Source organism: Seonamhaeicola sp., from assembly GCF_028281565.1.
In the GTDB taxonomy this organism is placed as follows: domain Bacteria; phylum Bacteroidota; class Bacteroidia; order Flavobacteriales; family Flavobacteriaceae; genus Seonamhaeicola.
Window position 1 is genome coordinate 167,044 of the sequence record NZ_JANQJQ010000005.1, and the last position, 18,166, is coordinate 185,209.

16 protein-coding genes are annotated in these 18,166 nt (G+C 37.0%); 11 read left to right on the forward strand and 5 right to left on the reverse strand.

Features of this window, described 5'->3' with window-relative positions; all coding sequences use genetic code 11:
- Positions 1–197: 197 nt before the first annotated feature.
- The 4 genes from Q0983_RS01745 to hypA form a co-directional block, all read right to left on the reverse strand.
- Positions 198–1,646, reverse strand: coding sequence for a Ni/Fe hydrogenase subunit alpha (locus tag Q0983_RS01745; protein ID WP_299547823.1), 1,449 nt, complete (start codon positions 1,644–1,646; stop codon positions 198–200).
- Between the two features lie 11 nt (positions 1,647–1,657).
- A complete protein-coding gene (locus Q0983_RS01750) occupies positions 1,658–2,923 on the reverse strand; it encodes a 2Fe-2S iron-sulfur cluster-binding protein (protein ID WP_299547826.1) in 1,266 nt (421 codons plus the stop codon).
- On the reverse strand, positions 2,916–4,739 hold the full coding sequence (locus Q0983_RS01755; RefSeq protein WP_299547829.1) for an NAD(P)H-dependent oxidoreductase subunit E: 1,824 nt from the start codon (positions 4,737–4,739) through the stop codon (positions 2,916–2,918). Before Q0983_RS01755 ends, Q0983_RS01750 begins: the two co-directional genes overlap by 8 nt.
- Before the next feature lie 169 nt (positions 4,740–4,908).
- Positions 4,909–5,250 carry a hydrogenase maturation nickel metallochaperone HypA gene (hypA, locus tag Q0983_RS01760; protein WP_299547832.1) on the reverse strand — a complete coding sequence of 114 codons (342 nt, stop codon included), beginning with the start codon at positions 5,248–5,250 and terminating at the stop codon, positions 4,909–4,911.
- A 169-nt stretch (positions 5,251–5,419) separates the two neighbouring features.
- On the opposite strand from hypA, the gene Q0983_RS01765 reads away from it, so the two are divergent.
- The 7 genes from Q0983_RS01765 to hypE all read left to right on the forward strand — a co-directional run bounded on the left by Q0983_RS01765 (position 5,420) and on the right by hypE (position 13,999).
- Positions 5,420–6,544 carry a hydrogenase small subunit gene (locus tag Q0983_RS01765; RefSeq protein ID WP_299547835.1) on the forward strand — a complete coding sequence of 375 codons (1,125 nt, stop codon included), beginning with the start codon at positions 5,420–5,422 and terminating at the stop codon, positions 6,542–6,544.
- A gap of 11 nt (positions 6,545–6,555) precedes the next feature.
- The gene (locus Q0983_RS01770) at positions 6,556–8,289 is read left to right on the forward strand and encodes a nickel-dependent hydrogenase large subunit (RefSeq protein WP_299547838.1); all 1,734 of its coding nucleotides are present in this window, start codon (positions 6,556–6,558) and stop codon (positions 8,287–8,289) included.
- A gap of 11 nt (positions 8,290–8,300) precedes the next feature.
- Positions 8,301–9,023, forward strand: coding sequence for a Ni/Fe-hydrogenase, b-type cytochrome subunit (gene cybH, locus Q0983_RS01775; protein WP_299547841.1), 723 nt, complete (start codon positions 8,301–8,303; stop codon positions 9,021–9,023).
- A gap of 84 nt (positions 9,024–9,107) precedes the next feature.
- Positions 9,108–9,632 (forward strand): hydrogenase maturation protease, encoded by a 525-nt coding sequence (locus Q0983_RS01780; RefSeq protein ID WP_299547844.1) that lies wholly within the window; start codon positions 9,108–9,110, stop codon positions 9,630–9,632.
- A 10-nt stretch (positions 9,633–9,642) separates the two neighbouring features.
- Complete coding sequence (hypF, locus tag Q0983_RS01785; protein ID WP_299547847.1) at positions 9,643–11,895, forward strand: carbamoyltransferase HypF; 2,253 nt, start codon at positions 9,643–9,645, stop codon at positions 11,893–11,895.
- Positions 11,892–12,983: a hydrogenase formation protein HypD gene (hypD, locus tag Q0983_RS01790; protein ID WP_299547850.1), complete on the forward strand. Its 1,092-nt coding sequence runs from the start codon at positions 11,892–11,894 to the stop codon at positions 12,981–12,983. The genes hypF and hypD overlap by 4 nt, the downstream gene beginning before the upstream one ends.
- 2 nt (positions 12,984–12,985) lie before the next feature.
- Positions 12,986–13,999, forward strand: a complete 1,014-nt coding sequence (gene hypE, locus Q0983_RS01795; protein WP_299547853.1) for a hydrogenase expression/formation protein HypE — start codon at positions 12,986–12,988, stop codon at positions 13,997–13,999.
- On the opposite strand, the gene Q0983_RS01800 is transcribed toward hypE, so the two are convergent.
- Complete coding sequence (locus Q0983_RS01800) at positions 13,996–14,697, reverse strand: sulfite exporter TauE/SafE family protein (RefSeq protein ID WP_299547856.1); 702 nt, start codon at positions 14,695–14,697, stop codon at positions 13,996–13,998. The genes hypE and Q0983_RS01800 overlap by 4 nt on opposite strands.
- Before the next feature lie 413 nt (positions 14,698–15,110).
- Between Q0983_RS01800 and Q0983_RS01805 the strand changes: the two genes are divergently transcribed.
- The 4 genes from Q0983_RS01805 (at position 15,111) to Q0983_RS01820 (ending at position 18,152) form a co-directional block, all read left to right on the forward strand.
- Complete coding sequence (locus tag Q0983_RS01805) at positions 15,111–16,034, forward strand: AraC family transcriptional regulator (protein ID WP_299547859.1); 924 nt, start codon at positions 15,111–15,113, stop codon at positions 16,032–16,034.
- A gap of 120 nt (positions 16,035–16,154) precedes the next feature.
- Positions 16,155–16,895, forward strand: coding sequence for an SDR family oxidoreductase (locus tag Q0983_RS01810; protein WP_299547861.1), 741 nt, complete (start codon positions 16,155–16,157; stop codon positions 16,893–16,895).
- Between the two features lie 29 nt (positions 16,896–16,924).
- Entirely contained in the window at positions 16,925–17,389 is a 465-nt protein-coding gene (locus Q0983_RS01815; protein WP_299547864.1) for a DUF1097 domain-containing protein, read from the forward strand.
- 10 nt (positions 17,390–17,399) lie between these two features.
- Entirely contained in the window at positions 17,400–18,152 is a 753-nt protein-coding gene (locus Q0983_RS01820; RefSeq protein ID WP_299547867.1) for an SDR family oxidoreductase, read from the forward strand.
- The last annotated feature ends 14 nt before the right edge of the window (positions 18,153–18,166 follow it).

An 18,166-nucleotide genomic window follows, 5' to 3' on the forward strand; every position in this document is an offset into this window, starting at 1 on the left:
GATATAACACATTAAAACCCAATAAATCCGTAATTAAAATAAGGAAATATTGGGTTTGATTGATAAATAATCATTTTAAAGCTTAAATGAACTACCTATTCTACTGTTTATTATAAAAATAACCCGACTAAAATATCAAGTGGTTAAAAGAAAACAGAGAAAAACAGATCATATCTTGCCATTGGTATTTCTGGATATTACCTTGTTATTTTTTGAATTTGTGTTCCGGTATGATCTAATATCAAAACATCTAATGGCATCTGTCCAAGTGCATGTGTAGCACAGCTCAAACAAGGGTCATAAGCTCTAATTGCAACTTCTACTTGATTAAGCATGCCTTCGGTAATAGCTTTTTTACCATTTATTTCATTCTGGACCACCCATTTCACAGCTTGGTTCATGGCTTCATTATTATGGGTTGTAGAAACAATTAAATTACATCTGGTGATTCGGTCTTTGTCATCTACTTGATAATGGTGTATTAACGTACCTCTGGGAGCTTCAATGATACCAATACCTTCATTTCGTCTTTCACCTTTTCTTACCAGGTCATTACTTAGTATGTCGGCATCGTTGAGTAATTTTTTCATCATTTCAGCACAGTAAAGCATTTCAATTAACCGCGCCCAATGAGAATACATGGTCATATTGTTTACTTCTCCATTGGTGGAAAGTTTAAAGATAATACGTTCTTCTTCAGCTAATGGCGTTTCAATACCGTTACAGACATTCAGACGGGCCAATGGCCCCACACGGTTCCAACCGGTTTCTTTCCCAATATGATTTAAGTATGGGAACTTAAGGTAAGACCATTTTTCAACACCTTCACTGAAGTATTGTATATAATCTTCGTTCGGAATATCATTTAAGGTCACTTTGCCGTTTCCATCTAAGGCTCGTAGGTTTCCATCGTATAACTCTAAGAAACCATTTTCTTTTTTCACCAACCCTAAATGACCTGAGGGATATTTAGCAAATGAATCCAGCCAGGTTTTATTAGCGTCGTGATAATCCTTCATAAAATCGATAATTTCCTTGGACCAGTTGATCATCGCATCCACAGAAGGTATTTCTTTGCTGTTTAAGAAATAATCCCTTTCCTGAAGAAGGATTTTTTTGTGCACCCCTCCTGGAATGGCTGAAATACCATGGATGCGTTTTCCTGCAATGACTCTAATAACCTCTTGTCCAAATTTTCGCATCAGGATTCCTTTTCTCGCTAAATCCATATGCTCAATTGCTACTTCAGCAACGTTACGTTTTGCGGGATCAGCATTAACTCCAAATAATAAATCAGGAGACGCCAGGTAAAAGAAATGTAATGCGTGGGATTGGAATACTTGTCCAAAGTGCAACAGTTTTCTAATTTTTTGAGCCGGTAAGGTTAGATCATCAGGGTCTAGTCCAACAATCTGATCAATGGCTTTAGCAGCAGCTAAATGATGGCTTACAGGACAAATGCCACATAGACGTTGCACCATCACCGGAGCTTCCCAATAAGGATGCCCTTGAATAAATCGTTCAAAACCTCTAAATTCTACAATATGAAATTGAGAATCTTGAACATTGTTATTTTCATCCAATGTTATAGTAACTTTTCCGTGTCCTTCTACTCTTGTTACGGGATCAATGACTATTTTTTTCATAATTGCAGGGGTTAATCATATTTAAATTCTTCATGGGATACTGTAGATTCTTCATTAAGAAGAATGTTTTTAACCACCTTCCAGATATGGTTGGCGTTTGGTGGGCATCCGGGAATATGATAATCTATTTTTACGATTTCATTACATGGATATACATTGTCTAACAACTTTGGAATGTCCTCGTGATTAGGAATTGTGTTGGCTCCAATTTCGCTGGTTAAGCCATGAACATAGGCTTCTTCCAGGCACTCTTTGAGCGGTACAAAATTTCTCATGGCAGGGATTCCTCCCATGATAGCGCACTCGCCAAATGCAATTAGGATATCGCATTTTTTTCTAAATTCCTTAAGTACTTCAATGTTTTCGGAGTTGCAGCAACCACCTTCTATAAGTCCTACATCACAGTGTTTGCTGAACTTCTTAATATCTGTTAATGGTGATTTGTTGAATTCTACAACTTCAAGAATATCAATTATGGCGGTATCAATATCTAACAGAGACATATGGCAGCCAAAGCAGCCCGCAAGTGAGGTTGTAGCAACAATGTATTTGTTTTTTTGTCTTTTCAACCTTAATTCTTCAACATCAGGGAGTTTTAAATCACCGCTAAAATCATATTTTCTATTGCCAAAAGGTTGTTCGTAAACCATTCCTTTTACCAGGATAGCGCCTACAGGACATAGATTCATAGCGTGGATTGCTTCAGCATCGGTTAATTTGGCTTCTTCTTCATAATCTATTTGTACTCTGGTGTTAACGCCACGTTTTACAAATGAGAATACATTTTTACCTTCTTTGGTTTTTACTTCTTCCACACAGCGTTTACATAATATACAACGATTAGACTCCATGATCATTCGATCTGAATTGAAGTCTACCACCTTATTGCTATAAACATGAGGGAATCTGGAAACCGTAATTCCCATGTCGTACCCTAGATTTTGCATATCACAATTTCCGCTCTTTTCACAAGAAGGGCAGAAATGGTTGCCTTCTGCATAAAGCATTTCTATAAGGGCTTTTCGGGTATTTTGAAGTTCTGAAGTATTCACCTCTATTTGCATGCCTTCATGCACCTTAGTAGTGCAACTTGTGGTGGTTTTTCCGTTAACTTCAACGGTACATATTCTACAGGTACCCAGAGAATGATCTACGCCATGGAAATGACAAAGTGTTGGGATATAAATCCCGTTCTCTTTTGCAGCATCTACTAGATTTTTTCCTTCCTGTACATGATATTTCTGACCATCAATGGTAATGTTGACTAACTTATTCATAACTGGTTTCTATTTCTTCAATGATAAGATTGTAATTACTAACTGCTTTTTCTAGATTAAAGGCATGGTTGATATCGCTTCTGGCATTTAAGTATTCCTTAAATTCATCAGGGAATTTTAGCATGGCGGTTAACAGGCAATTTGTTGATGTCTTTCCCAATCCGCATCGGCTGGATTGCTTAATAATGGAACTCCATTCCTCTATTTCAGTCACATCATGGTCGTCTGCGTGACGAAGCATGATTTTGTTGATCTTTTTATTGAGTAAGAAGTTTCCGGTTCTACAAGGCACACAGATACCACAAGATTCGGCCACAAAGAAATCAGAGATGTTCTTAAGAATAGCCATCAGGTTTCTATTCTTGTTAAATACCATAAACGAACCACCACTTCTTAATCCAACAGCACTCATTTTACGAGCATATTCTATAGGATCCCGATAATCAAATTGAATGTGTTCAGCCAATAAATTTTCGCCAGATATTTCCCTGTCGAAATCTTGAGAGGACAAGCATTCTCCCGCAAAACCATTGTATAGGATAAAATGAGGATCATCTGCTTCAATAAGGTCTAGAAAATCTTTCATTTTCATACCCCATTCTATTTCATAAATACCAGGTTTGTTACAATCGCCAGATACACTCATTAATTTGGTTCCCGGAGTGGCATTAGTGCCTATAGCTAAATATTTATCTACACCCATTTCCAGAATTCTAGGGACTGCACAAAGGGTTTCTACATTATTTACCACGGTTGGCATTCCAAGAAATCCTTTTTCAACCGGGAAGTGTTCTTTGGTAGTTGGTTCTCCTCTTTTGCCTTCCATAGAGGCAATTAAGGCAGTTTCTTCACCACATACATAGGCTCCGGCCCCCATGTAAACCGAGAGATCAAAATTAAATCCATCAATACCATTTATATTTTGTCCTAACAACCCGGCATCGTAATACTCTTTAATGGTGTTTTCAAGCTTGTCTTTTAAATAGAAGTATTCAGCCCTTAAATAGATAAAGCCTTTTGTGGCACCTATAGCATACCCACTAATAGCCATGCCCTCAATGAGAAGATCAGTTAGAGAGTCCATAAGTACGCGGTCTTTAAATGTTCCGGGTTCACCTTCATCGGCATTACAGATTAAATATTTCTGAGTCCCTTTATTATCTCTGCAGAACTGCCACTTCATTCCAGTTGGAAAAAATGCTCCGCCTCTTCCTTTTAATTTAGAATCTTTAACCAGATCAATGATTTCTTGAGGAGATTTGTGCTTAAGTATATTCATAACCGAACCACGCATAAAGGGTTTTAGAAAGATGGTTTTTTCGGGAGGTGGTGTGTATCTTATATTATTTCTTGGATAGTCACTGAGTGCTTCTAAGCTTTTACCTTCTCTTAGATCCGAGATGATTTGTTTGACCTTATCGGGAGTAAGATCAGTAAATGCCCTAAAATTAATCAAGGCTGAGGTTTCCTGATCACTGAGACCAATACAGGATGTTTCAAAAAGACCAAAGAGTTGGTCTTCAGTAACCTGTCCGATTTTAATACCTAGTTCGTTTTCAAAAGCAGTACGTACTGCCATAAAATCCTTGTGTTTAGAAATAATAGAGTTGTTGAGATAAATAGTGTACTTACCGGCATGTTTGCGGTGGTAGAAATGATAAAATGAAATGACTCCTTCTAGCTCCATTCTGGAGATATTGAAGGTCTTAGAGATCTTGGTCATATCGTCATGACCGATGTACCTTCTTTTTTTTTGAATGTCCCATAAGACACCCATCAAAGAGGTTCTTGGAGAGTTATTTGTGAAGGTTTTCATCTAATGAAGAATTTAGTAACAAAAGATAGAAATCTTCTAATTTTGAACTATGACTTAAGTCATGAATGATCGTTTTTGCGAATTGCTTAAAAAACGAACAAATGCCCCCGGGTAGAGTAGAAGAAATGAACTAAATGGTATAAAATGCAAATAATAATTCAGAGTTTGCTCATGAAACTTCTAAAGCTTTTACTCTTAGCTCCTTTCCTTTGAGAATATTTTTAAAGTTGCTTTGGCATTTTGGGCAGGAATCATAGTACTCATTTAGAGAAAAAATGGTGTCACAATCAATACATTTGGCTTTTCCCTCAATGGTGTTAATAATCCTTTTGGAGTGCTCAAGAATAGTATCTTTAGTTGCAGAAGGCCATACAAATTCCAGCGAATCCAACTCCACTCCTGAAAGCATACCAATCTCTAACTCAATGGATTCAACTGTAGAAGCTTTAGCTTTAACTGCTTCATCTTCAGCAATTTTAACGATTCCTAATGCGATGGACAATTCGTGCATATATTGAAAAGTGACATAAAACTAATTAATAAATATATGAATTTTGTTGATTTTCAAACATGACATTTCTCATGTTTACACTGAGGCGCATCTTCTATCTTTAAAGCTAGTACTTTTTCTAAATAAAAGTGCAATACTTACCAAATAACACAGAAATATATTTCCAGTTATGAATTCTAATAACAAGTCAACAGAAACCTATTATGAGAGTATCATAAAGCAGGGGCACAGTCGTAGAGATTTTATGAAGTTTGCCGCTTTTATTGCGGCCTATATGGGATTGGAATCTACTATGGTTGCTCAAGTTGCTAATGCTCTTGAGACCACCAAACGATTACCAGTTATCTGGGAACATTTCCAGGAATGTACCTGTTGTAGCGAATCGTTCATTAGATCTGATCACCCCATTGTGGCAGATATTATTCTAGACAAGATTTCATTGGATTATACCTTGACATTAATGGCAGCCTCTGGTCATCAGGCCGAAGCCGCCAAGCACAAGACCATGGAAGAAAATAAAGGGGAATATATACTTTGTGTAGAAGGATCTGTTCCGTTAGGAGATGATGGTAATTACTGTTGTATAGCCGGACGTTCTGCCAAGGATATTTTGTTAGAGGCAGCTGAAGGCGCCAAGGCCATTATTGCTTGGGGAAGTTGTGCTTCCAGTGGGTGTGTGCAATCAGCAAAACCAAATCCTACCAATGCAACTCCAATACATAAAATTATTAAGAACAAACCAATTATTAGAGTACCCGGTTGTCCGCCAATAGGCGAAGTGATGGCAGGTATAATTGTTCATGTGGTAACTTTTGGTCGTTTACCGGAATTAGACAGACAGGGACGTCCAAAAGCTTTCTACGCTAAACGTGTACATGATAGCTGTTACAGGAGACCTTATTTCGATGCAGGGCTATTTGCAGAGACCTTTGATGATCAGAATGCTAAAGACGGGTACTGCCTATATAAAGTAGGTTGTAAAGGACCATTAACCTATAATTCTTGTGGTACAATTAAGTGGAATAATGGTGTGAGTTATCCTATCCAGTCCGGTCATGGCTGTATTGGTTGTAGTGAAGATGGTTTCTGGGATTTCGGACCGTTCTATGAAAGAGCTACTAATATACCTGGTGTTGAAGGAGAAGGTATAGCAGATGATGTAGGTAAAGTAGCGGCAGGTGTTCTTGCCGGAGGTATAGCAGTACATGCAGTGGCAGCCGCTATCTCCAAACGCAAGGAGGTAAAACGTAGAATAACTAGAGGTAAAGAAAACGAAAAAAATATTGAGTCGTAAATCATAGCATCATGGCAGAAAGAATAGTAGTTGATCCTATCACACGTATAGAGGGTCATTTAAGAATAGAAGCAGAAATAAAAGACGGAAAAATAGTAGATGCCTTCAGCTCCAGTACCATGGTAAGAGGTATAGAGGAAATTGTTAAAGGCAGAGACCCCAGAGATGTTTGGGCATTTGTACAACGTACTTGTGGTGTTTGTACCACGGTACATGCCCTTGCCTCTGTACGAGCTGTAGAAGATGCTATAGGAATCCAGATACCACCCAATGCAGAAATGGTAAGAAACATTATGGAAGGTGTTTTGTATATGCACGATCACGTGGTGCATTTCTATCACCTGCATGCTTTAGACTGGGTGGATGTAGTGAGTGCCTTAAATGCTGATCCGGCAGAAACTTCAAAAATTGCACAAAGTATTTCCAATTGGCCTAAGAGTTCACCTGGTTATTTTTCAGATGTCAAAAATCGTATCGCCAAATTTGTGGAGAGCGGACAATTAGGAATCTTTGCTAATGGGTATTGGGGACATTCACAAATGAAATTACCTGCTGAGATTAATTTACTGGCTGTAGCACATTATTTGGAGGCATTAGAATGGCAAAAAGAAATTGTAAAAGTACACACCATATTTGGAGGTAAAAACCCGCATCCTAACTATTTGGTAGGAGGTATGGCATGTGCTATCAACACCGAAAATCCGGGAGGCATCAATGCCGAACGGTTGGCAATGGTCGGAAAGCTTATTAAGGAAGGCAAAGAATTTGTAGATCAAGTATATATCCCTGACCTATTAGCGATTGCTTCATTCTACAAGGATTGGGGAGCTATCGGAAAAGGATTTGGAAATTATATGAGCTATGGAGATTTCCCAACTAATGGATATGCCGATATGTCTAACTTCAAATTCCTACAAGGGGTGATCTTGAATAGAGATTTATCTAAAGTGCATGATGTAGATCACAGAGGCGATCAGATTGAAGAATTCATCAATAATTCCTGGTACGACAACTACCCTGAAGGACAGGATAAGGGGCGTCATCCATGGGAAGGGGAAACCAATATTAAGTACTCCGGACCAAAACCACCTTATGAGCATTTGAATGTTGAAGAAAAATATAGCTTCATTAAAACTCCACGATGGAAAGGCTTACCAATGGAAGTAGGTCCACTTTCCAGATTGTTAGTTGGTTATGGACGCGGTAATAAAGAAATTCAGGAAGCTGTAAATGCAGCATTGGCGCATTTAGATGTTCCTGTTGATGCGCTGTTCTCTACTTTAGGTAGAACAGCCGCTCGTGGTATCGAAACACAGCTGGTAGCTAATTGGACATTAGAGTTTTATGATACCCTGCTCAACAATATTAAAAATGGTGATGAGCGTATGGCCAGTACAGAAAACTGGGAACCAGAGACCTGGCCGGCAGAATGTAAAGGTGTTGGATTTATGGAAGCCCCCAGAGGTGCATTGGCACACTGGATAAAGATCAAGGACAGAAAAACCGATAATTATCAGCTCATAGTACCAAGTACATGGAATGCTTCTCCCAGAGATCCAAAAGGACAACGTTCAGCTTATGAGTCTACCTTGATTGATACACCTGTTGCCGATCCGGAATTACCATTGGAAATTATAAGAACCATCCATTCGTTCGACCCATGTATTGCTTGTGCGGTACATTTGTATGACGAACACGGAAACCATATCTCTCAAGTACAGAATATTTCTAGTTGTGATAACTAAAATGAGATATTATGGAAACTAAAAATTTTAAAAGAGTCATGGTTTGGGAACTTCCTGTTAGGATTTTCCATTGGGTTAATGTTCTGGCACTTTTAGTGCTAATTATAACCGGGTTTATCATTGCAGATCCGCCAGCATTAATGTCCAGTCAGGAAGCAACTAATCTGCACTATTTTGGTTATGTGAGATTTATTCATTTTGTGGCAGCCTACGTGTTTTTCTTTGTGATGATATTAAGGCTTTATTGGGTGTTTGCCGGTAATCGTTTTTCTAGCTGGAGAGCCTTTTGGCCATTCAGAAAGAAATTTTGGAGAAACTTTTGGCATGTTATGAAAATCGATATCATGCTTCAAAATGAAAAGGTTGAGGATGTTACCAAAATTAGTATAGGGCACAATAGCGTAGCAAAACTATCATATATAGCAATGTTCTTTTTAGCAGTGATCATGGTTATTACAGGTTTCGGACTTTATGCGGATATGTCCACATGGTGGTTACCAAAGATGTTTGATTGGGTAGTGCCGTTCTTTGGAGGGGATTACCTGGTAAGAACCATTCATCATGTGTGTATGTGGTTCTTTATATTCTTTGCTATGGTCCATGTGTATCTGGTATTGTATCATGATTGGTTAGAAGGCCGTGGCGAAGTGTCCTCTATGTTTGCAGGTTATAAATTTGTAAGAGGAGAACGCTTAAGAGACGAAGACAAAGTAGAAGATATAGATCCTCTATAGTCTATAATTTTATTAATTTAGGAACAAATTCATTCAGTTATGTGATTCACCTAGATTGAATGAATTTGTCTTCTATGAATATATATGAAAAAAGACAAACCTGTAGCCATAAGTAGTGATGCATTTTATTTTGAAAAGGATAAAAGCAATTCTATATTAGTATTAGGTGTAGGCAATTACCTGATGGGAGATGAAGGTATAGGGGTACATGCCATTCAGGAATTGTCAAAAATGGATTTACCTCCATATATTGATATATTGGATGGAGGCACCGGAGGCTTTTTGTTGTTGAGTTATTTTGAAGCCTATAAGATCATTATTTTTGTAGACGCTACTATGGATGGGAAACCAGAAGGAACAATATCTCTGTTAAGACCAAAATTTGCAGCAGATTTCCCTACGGCCTTAAGTGTGCATGATGTAGGATTAAAAGATATGATTGAGGCAGTTTACCTAATGGAACATGTACCGGATATCCATTTATTTACGGTGTCAGTCAATCAGCTCAACCCTATGACAGTTGAGCTTAATAAAGGCGTAAAGAAGGCATTACCCGAATTGGTAAACCGAATTGTAGAATTATGTAAAACCCTTCATGTTGAAGGATAGGAATTAAGTGATGTTGAAAACCTATAAGCTAACAGTTTCAGGACAGGTTCAGGGTGTAGGTTTTAGGCCTTATGTATTTACACTTGCCAAAACTTTTTCCTTAAAAGGAACCGTTTCTAATAACGAGGAAGGTGTTATTATCTTTCTTTATGGGATAGAGGAGAATATTGAAGCTTTTTGTCAAAAACTTATCCATGAGCCACCGCCTGTGGCTAAGATTAAATCGCATCATCTTTTAGAAACTGAGACTCAAAGTTTTGATGATTTTAGAATTGTTCCATCTGAAAAAGGAGGGCAACTCAACCTTCCTTTGACTCCGGATTTTGCTATTTGTGAAGATTGTAAATCTGAAATTGAAGATTCAAAGAATAGAAGAAATCAGTATCCTTTTACAACCTGTGTCAATTGCGGACCCAGGTGGTCCATTACGGAGACCTTTCCTTTTGAAAGAGCTCATACCAGTATTGATGAATTCCCGATGTGTGAAACCTGTTTAGACGAATATACTAACCCTTCCGATAGGCGCTTTCATTCACAAACAAACACATGTAGCACTTGTGGCATACAATTGTACTTATGTAATTCCAATGGAGAAACTTTAGAAACAGGAGCGAATATATTTGTTGAACTATCCGGTTTGTTGAAACAGGGACAAATCATTGCTCTCAAAAACACAAGTGGCTATTTATTGTGTTGTAATGCAGAAGATGCTGAAGTGGTAAAGAGATTACGACGATTAAAACAGAGACCAAAAAAACCTTTTGCAATTCTATATCCATCATTGAAGAAACTTCAATCTGAGTTAGAGGTATCCGATGTTTCAGTCAGCTCCCTAATCTCTACAGAGAGCCCTATTAATATTGTTTCATTAGAGAATTATAAAGGTAAAATTGCTTTGAGGGAAGTGGCTCCGGGATTAAAACAATTAGGAGTAATGTTGCCTTATACTGCTATTCTTCAATTATTAGCAAACCAACTTGATTTTCCTATTGTAGCAACCAGTGGAAATATTCACGGTTCTCCAATAATAAGCAATGAAAAGGAAGCGCTCTCTAAACTTAAACATATAGCGGATTGTTTCCTTCAGCATAACTTAAGGATTAACCACCCTCAGGATGATTCTGTGTTGAAATTTAGTTTTAAACATCAAAAGCCTTGTCTATTTAGAAGATCCAGGGGCTATGCCCCAAACTATTTACAATCAGCGATTAAGTCGGAAGAAAAGATTTTGGCTATGGGAGCCGACCTAAAAAGTAGTGTCGCCTTTTTACCCAATGAGCATTTATATATAAGTCAGTACATGGGTAATCTGGAAAGTCTGGATGTTTATGAGCGGTTTACCTCAGAAACCAATGCATTTATCAATATATTCGAACAAGCGCCCGAAGTAATCATTATTGATAAACATCCAAAGTATTTTAGCTCCCAATTTGGGCGGGAGTTGTCAAAAAAATACAACACTTCACTATTAGAAGTACAGCATCATAAGGCTCATTTTATGGCTGTTATGGGAGAGTATCAGCTATTTAATGTAAATGAAAAGATATTAGGAGTTATTTGGGATGGTACAGGATATGGTGATGATGGCCAGATCTGGGGTGGTGAATTCTTTGAATACAACAACAGGTGCCTGTCTAGAATAAATCATTTTGAATATTTCAATTGGATAGCTGGAGATAAAATGTCAAAAGAACCTCGTTTATCACTGCTGTCTATGATTGATGATAAAAAAGTGGAAAGTAAATTTGCTAAAGAAGAGTTTGCTATTTATCAAACACTAAAGAAAAACAATAAATTAAAAACCTCTTCCGTAGGTCGTTTGTTTGATGCGGTAGCCTCTCTTTTAGATATAACCGATTACAACACCTATGAAGGAGAAGCTGCCATTTTGTTGGAAAATGGTATAACAGGTTATGATCTGGTAAATTGTAAAAGTTATGTTGATACGATTGATTCTGGAATATCAGGAACTGATGTTCTAAAAGGCGTTTTTGAAGATTTAAATAATGGGTTGGGTAAAGAACAAATCATTAGTAACTTCTTATTCACTTTGGCAGATATTATCTTAAAGGTTGCGGATAAATCAGGGTATAAACATATATGTTGTTCGGGCGGTGTATTCCAGAATACAACATTATTGGATATGCTTATTGATTTGAATAATAATACGCGCCGGTTGTATTTTAATAGTAACTTTACACCTAATGACGAAAATATTGCCTTTGGGCAGTTGATGTACTATCTAAATTGTAGGAAATCATGAAACACTTATCGGAATATAGAAACTTAGAAGCCACCAAACATTACTTGAATCTCATCTCTAAAAAAGCTACTCAAACCTGGAATATTATGGAGATTTGTGGTGGTCAAACCCATAGTTTAGTACGTAATGGGATAATAGACTTATTACCTGAAAAGGTGCGGATGATCCATGGACCGGGGTGTCCGGTCTGTGTGACACCTTTAAGTTTGATAGATAAAGCCATTAGATTAATGGAACAAGGGGTCATAGTCTGTTCTTTTGGAGATATGATTCGTGTTCCCGGGAGTAAAAAAAGTTTATTACAGGCCAAGGCAGATGGGGGTGATTTAAGAATTTTATATTCGCCTTTGCAAGCGGTTAAGATCGCTAAAGAAAACCCTAACAAGGAAGTGGTGTTTTTTGCGGTAGGCTTTGAAACCACTGCTCCTGCCAACGCTTTGTCAGTATTGCACGCAGAAAAAGAAGGTGTAACTAATTACTCTATTTTAGTATCTCATGTACTGGTCCCGCCAGCTATGGAAGCCATTTTGGATGATGAGTTTTGCAATATCGATGCCTTTTTGGGAGCCGGTCACGTTTGTGCTATTATGGGTTATGAGGAGTATATGCCCCTGTCTGAAAAATATAGAATTCCCATCGTCATTACAGGTTTTGAACCCTTAGATTTGGTACAAGGGATATATATGGCAGTTTGTCAATTGGAAGAAGGGAAACGTGAAGTAAAGAATCAATATTCTAGGGTAGTTAAACAAGAAGGAAACATAGCTGCTAAAGAAGTTATTCAAAAAGTGTTTAAAGTTGGAGACAGGGAATGGAGAGGCATAGGAGAAATACCAAATAGTGGCTATCAAATAACGGAGGCTTACAAACACTATGATGCAGAACATAAGTTTGGAGTGGATAATATAAAAGTGCCTGAAAGTTCTGTTTGTATTGCTGGCGAAATCTTAAAAGGAATCAAAAAACCCAATCAGTGCCCTGCTTTTGGTAAGGAATGTATTCCAGCTAATCCTTTAGGTGCACCAATGGTGTCATCAGAAGGAGCTTGTGCAGCCTATTATCATTTTTCTAATACAGAATTAGTTTAACAATGAAAGAACACACAACTATAAGTTTAGGTCATGGGAGTGGTGGATTGATGACAAGAGAATTATTAGATGACATTATTTTTAAAGCATTCAGTAACCCTTATTTGGATAAAAAACACGATGGATCGGTAGTACAGTTTGATGGTCCAATTGCGATTTCGACCGATAGTTTTGTGATTTCACCAATCTTTTTTAAAGGAGGAAATATAGGTGAATTAGCTATTCATGGAACAGTAAATGATGTGGCGATGTGCGGAGCAATGCCAAAATATTTGTCCTTGGCTTTTGTAGTAGAGGAAGGTTTGGATATCCAGGAATTTAAAACCATTATCAATTCTATAAAAACTACAGCTGAAGTATGTGGTGTACAAATCATTACCGGTGATACTAAAGTAGTGGAAAGAGGTAAAGGCGATAAGATATTTATTAATACCACCGGATTCGGAGCGGTGCATCCTAAGGCAAAAATTTCAGCGGACCGTATTATGACGGGCGATAAGATTATTGTTAATGGAAATATTGCCCAACATGGAATGGCTATTATGTCTCAGCGTGAAGGTTTGGAGTTCGAAAGCACCATAGAAAGTGACTCTACCAACCTCAATTTTATCACACAAAAGTTATTAGATCAATTTGGAGATCAAATCCATTTGTATAGGGATGCTACCAGGGGTGGAATTGCCAGTGTTCTCACAGAGATAGCTCTTGATATTAATAAGGGCGTGGCCATTCATGAAAAACATTTGCCTTTGGATAGACAGGTTGCAGCGGCCTGCGAGATTTTAGGGTTAGATCCTCTTTATGTAGCTAACGAGGGCGTTTTTGTAGCTATAGTGGATGAGCCCATAGCCGATGACGTTCTTGAGATGCTTAGAAATGATGAAAAGGGAACCAATGCATGTTGTATTGGTGAATTCACAGAAGAATACCCAACTAAAGTGGTGATGCACTCCGGAATTGGAGGTAAGCGAATTGTAAGCCCATTGATAGGAGAACAATTACCTAGAATCTGTTAATTAGCAAAGGTCCAATAGACTCCTACTACAATAGCAATAATACCAGCCGCTAGTCTAATTCCATTGAAAAAGGTATTGTTGTGACCGTTAGTAGAATAGTCTGATATTTTCCCGATCACAAAAGCAAAACTTATCATAGCTATCAAGGTTCCCATTCCGAATCCTACGATATATGAACCTGAATCCCAGGTTGATTCAAACCCTAAAACCGGTAGAAAAATCAAGAAATGGGCTATTCCTGCTAAGCCATGTAGAACACCAATAGAAAATGAAGCCCACCATGATTGTTTCTTTTTTGGGTGTGAATGTACGTGAGAATCATTGTGATGATGGTCGTGTTCATGAACGTGAATTATGGGGAAATCTTCACTGTGAACGTGAAGGTGTTTATGCTGGTGTTGCTTTTTATAAATTTTGTAAATAGCCCAAACACCAATACCAATGAGTACAAGTCCTACTAATTGTTCACTATAGGCTGAAATACTATCAACAGGAATTAAATCCTTAAAAAGCACAAAAAGGACGCCTATTAAGATCATTCCTGCTAAATGACCTATACCCCAAAACAAACCAACTTTCCACGCTTTTCGTTTGGATTCAACAGCAAAAGGAAGTACAGCAGCTAAATGATCAGGACCCGTAATTACATGTAATATAGAGGCAATAATACCAGCAAATAAAGGAAAACTTTCTGTCAATTTTTATAAATTTAAGTTGATTTAACTAGTTGAAAAAACATGGCTTTAGGTAATTATTTTGAGACAATTACTAAAACACTAAGTTATCCATTTCCGATTTACTATTTGATGACATAAGTCATAGTTGCCGGGTGGTCAAGATCATAAAAAAAAAAGGATTGATTTATTAAAAAAACCCCATGATTTGTGATAATTCCCATGATATAATCCTTATTTGTACCTTAGCTTTAAGAAAGTATTATAAACACTTAGATAATACATGCTGTATCGGCAAATAGACTCGTAAAGCACTTACTTAGTCAGACTCTCTATCTTTATTTCATTTGTACTCTTATATTACCCGGCCATTTTTCTCTAAATTTGTTAATATCAACATATTGATATTGTATAACATTTAAGGTAAAATCTAGTAAATGAAAAACGAAAATCCTGAGGCAAAGTCACTCTATGAATTGTATCTTCATTTGGGACTACCCGTGGATTTAATTCAACCTTCCGAAGGGTTCGCTATTCTTAATTTAAAAGATGTTAATTTTGTACTCCCATATCAATCACCATCATTCCGCCCAGATTATTTTTCATTTCTTTTCGTAAAAAAGGGAAAAGGAAAATATACAATAGACGAACATTCTTTTTTGGTTCAACCACATTCTATCTATTTTACCAATCCGAGTAATTACAGAACATTCAGTTGGAAAAAAATTGAAGAAATTTATCTGATAACTTTTGATGAAACATTTTTAAAACAATATATCAGTAAAGACATCTTCTCTACATTTCCATTTTTATTAACCGAAACGGTCAGCCCTAAAATTGTAAATGATGAATTTTATGGTGAAGTAGAACATGTTTATCTAAATATTCATAAAGAATACATCAATCAATCTACTGATACATATAGAATTATTGGGCATTTTTTGGCAGTGATGCTTTATAAAATCAAAGCTTATTTTTGGCAAGATTATAACCCAATTTATGAAGGTAACAGAAGTTCACAAATCGTTAAATCATTTAAGCGACTGCTTGAAAAACACTATCGTGATTTAATTGCAGGAAAAATAGAAGTCGTTTTTAGACTTCAAGATTATGCCGATGCACAAAACCTTCATCCTAATTACCTGAGTAACATTATAAAAACCAAAACAGGAAAATCTGTTACCACCTGGATTGCGGATAAAACTATTTCCGAAGCAAAATCACTATTGTTAAATTCATCAATGCCTATCAAAGAAATAACTTATACATTAGGATTTGCAGAAACTGCTCATTTTAGTAATTTCTTTAAAAAACAAACCAAAATATCCCCGGTTCAATTTCGAAAAGATCACAAAATTTAGTGAGATAATCCTCTATTCCCTTCTCCTATTTAAATTTTACAACTAATGCTGTATTTCTTGCAACAAACAAAAGACAGTACCTAAATACCTTTGTTTCATCAAATTTAAAAAGATAGACAAATGAAAAATTTAAGTAACAAAGTAGCACTTGTAACAGGTGCTTCAAGAGGAATTGGTGCAGAGGTAGCCATACATTTGGCCAAAGCTGGGGCAAAAGTAATTATTAATTATTCAGGCAGTAAAGAAGCAGCAGAAGAGGTTGTAAAACAAATCAAAACAAATGGTGGAGATGCCATTGCTATACAAGCTGATGTAAGTAACTCGCAAGATGTAAAAAATCTTTTCAATAATGCTATTACCCACTACGGAAAAGTTGATGTGTTAGTCAATAATGCAGGTATTATGATCAATACGCTTATTAAAGATACCACCGACCAGAATTTTGCAAAACAACTGGATGTAAATGTAAAAGGAGTATTTAATACACTTCGCGAAGCTGCCACAAAATTAGCAGAAAATGGAAGTATTATCAACTTTTCGACTTCTGTCAATAGAATCATTCTGCCCACGTATGGGCCTTATGTGGCTACCAAAGCAGCTGTTGAGCAGTTAACCCGTGTATTTGCAAGAGAAGTGGGAAGCAGGGGGATTAATGTAAATTCAATTTCTCCTGGGCCTACAAATACAGTATTGTTTACAAAAGGAAAACCACAAGAAGTAATTAACAGATTAGCTTCTTTATCAGCCTTCAATCGTATTGGAGAGCCTGAAGATATTGCAAAAATTGTAACCTTTCTGGCAAGTGATGATGCCAAATGGATTTCTGCTCAGAACATAGGTGCCAACGGAGCAATGGCTTAACTTCTATAATCATTTAATTATTACATATTATGAAAACATTTTTAACAGCCCTTGTTATGGGGCTATGTGGAGCATTAGCAGTTTTTATCTCATTTTCTATGGGGTGGGCTACTTGGGTAATGTTCCTTTCCTGGGTAAGTTATTACCTATTCGGAAAATCGATTAAAGCATATATTCCCAGTTTTTTGCAGATCATTTTGGGAATAGTAATGGGGGTACTTATACAGTCTTTAGCAAGTTTACTCATTCCAGCGACGGGAGCATTGGGATTTCCAATAACCGTTTTTATTCTTATTGGCTCTCTGGTATACATATCCAAAATCAAAGGATTAAACAATATTCCTGCTTGGTTTTTGGGTTTAATCATCTTTTTTGGAGTACATCCAGAGCTACTAGTAATCCCGGTATTAGGTTTACTCATCCCTATAGTTGCTGGGGTAGTCTTTGCATTGATTAATGACACAGGACTAAAATATATAAACACAAAATTTTAATAAATTAATTATGAACACATTACAAAACAAAACAGCCATAATTTCAGGTTCTGCAAGAGGTTTAGGAAAGGCCATTGCAGAAAGATATGCAGTTCTTGGTGCTAATATTGTTATAAACTATTCTAAAGATAGAATATCGGCCGAAGAGACGCTATCAAATATTAAAGCCATGGGAGCTAAAGCCATAGCAATACAAGCTGATGTCAGTAAAGTAACAGACATTGAAAGACTATTTAAGGAAACAAAAAAGACCTTCGGAAAAATAGACATTGTAGTTGCCAATGCCGGAATAGAAATGGTAGAAACACCAGTAACGCAATTCACGGAAGAACAATTTGACAAGTTATTTTCTATAAATACAAAAGGAGCATATTTTACAATGCAACAAGCGGCGAAAAACGTAGAAGATAATGGACGTATTATTTATATCGCATCCAGCACTACAATATTTCCCGTACAGGGAATGGCTGTGTATGGTGGAAGCAAAACTACACCGAGATATCTGGTAGATGTTCTTTCAAAAGAGATTGGACATCGAGGTATTACGGTAAATTCTATCATCCCATTTGCAGTTGATCATTCTGGAATATTTGTTGATCCTAATGCCTATCCAGAACTACGAAAATCATTGATTAAAAGCTGCCCTATGGGAAGGTTGGCAGAAGTAGAAGATGTAGCAAACCTAGCAGAATTTTTTGCTAGTGATCTATCATCTTTTGTAAACGGGCAACACCTATTGGTAAATGGAGGTGCTACCCAATAAAGTCTACTAATAAT

Bases quoted from the DNA above. Each gene is read 5' to 3' on its own strand.
- hypF (WP_299547847.1), top strand. From the start codon at position 9,643: ATGTTGAAAACCTATAAGCTAACAGTTTCAGGACAGGTTCAGGGTGTA.
- Q0983_RS01750 (WP_299547826.1), bottom strand. From the start codon at position 2,923: ATGAATAAGTTAGTCAACATTACCATTGATGGTCAGAAATATCATGTA.
- hypA (WP_299547832.1), bottom strand. From the start codon at position 5,250: ATGCACGAATTGTCCATCGCATTAGGAATCGTTAAAATTGCTGAAGAT.
- cybH (WP_299547841.1), top strand. From the start codon at position 8,301: ATGGAAACTAAAAATTTTAAAAGAGTCATGGTTTGGGAACTTCCTGTT.
- Q0983_RS01805 (WP_299547859.1), top strand. From the start codon at position 15,111: ATGAAAAACGAAAATCCTGAGGCAAAGTCACTCTATGAATTGTATCTT.
- hypE (WP_299547853.1), top strand. From the start codon at position 12,986: ATGAAAGAACACACAACTATAAGTTTAGGTCATGGGAGTGGTGGATTG.
- Q0983_RS01770 (WP_299547838.1), top strand. From the start codon at position 6,556: ATGGCAGAAAGAATAGTAGTTGATCCTATCACACGTATAGAGGGTCAT.
- Q0983_RS01815 (WP_299547864.1), top strand. From the start codon at position 16,925: ATGAAAACATTTTTAACAGCCCTTGTTATGGGGCTATGTGGAGCATTA.
- Q0983_RS01810 (WP_299547861.1), top strand. From the start codon at position 16,155: ATGAAAAATTTAAGTAACAAAGTAGCACTTGTAACAGGTGCTTCAAGA.
- Q0983_RS01745 (WP_299547823.1), bottom strand. From the start codon at position 1,646: ATGAAAAAAATAGTCATTGATCCCGTAACAAGAGTAGAAGGACACGGA.
- Q0983_RS01820 (WP_299547867.1), top strand. From the start codon at position 17,400: ATGAACACATTACAAAACAAAACAGCCATAATTTCAGGTTCTGCAAGA.
- hypD (WP_299547850.1), top strand. From the start codon at position 11,892: ATGAAACACTTATCGGAATATAGAAACTTAGAAGCCACCAAACATTAC.
- Q0983_RS01755 (WP_299547829.1), bottom strand. From the start codon at position 4,739: ATGAAAACCTTCACAAATAACTCTCCAAGAACCTCTTTGATGGGTGTC.
- Q0983_RS01780 (WP_299547844.1), top strand. From the start codon at position 9,108: ATGAAAAAAGACAAACCTGTAGCCATAAGTAGTGATGCATTTTATTTT.
- Q0983_RS01765 (WP_299547835.1), top strand. From the start codon at position 5,420: ATGAATTCTAATAACAAGTCAACAGAAACCTATTATGAGAGTATCATA.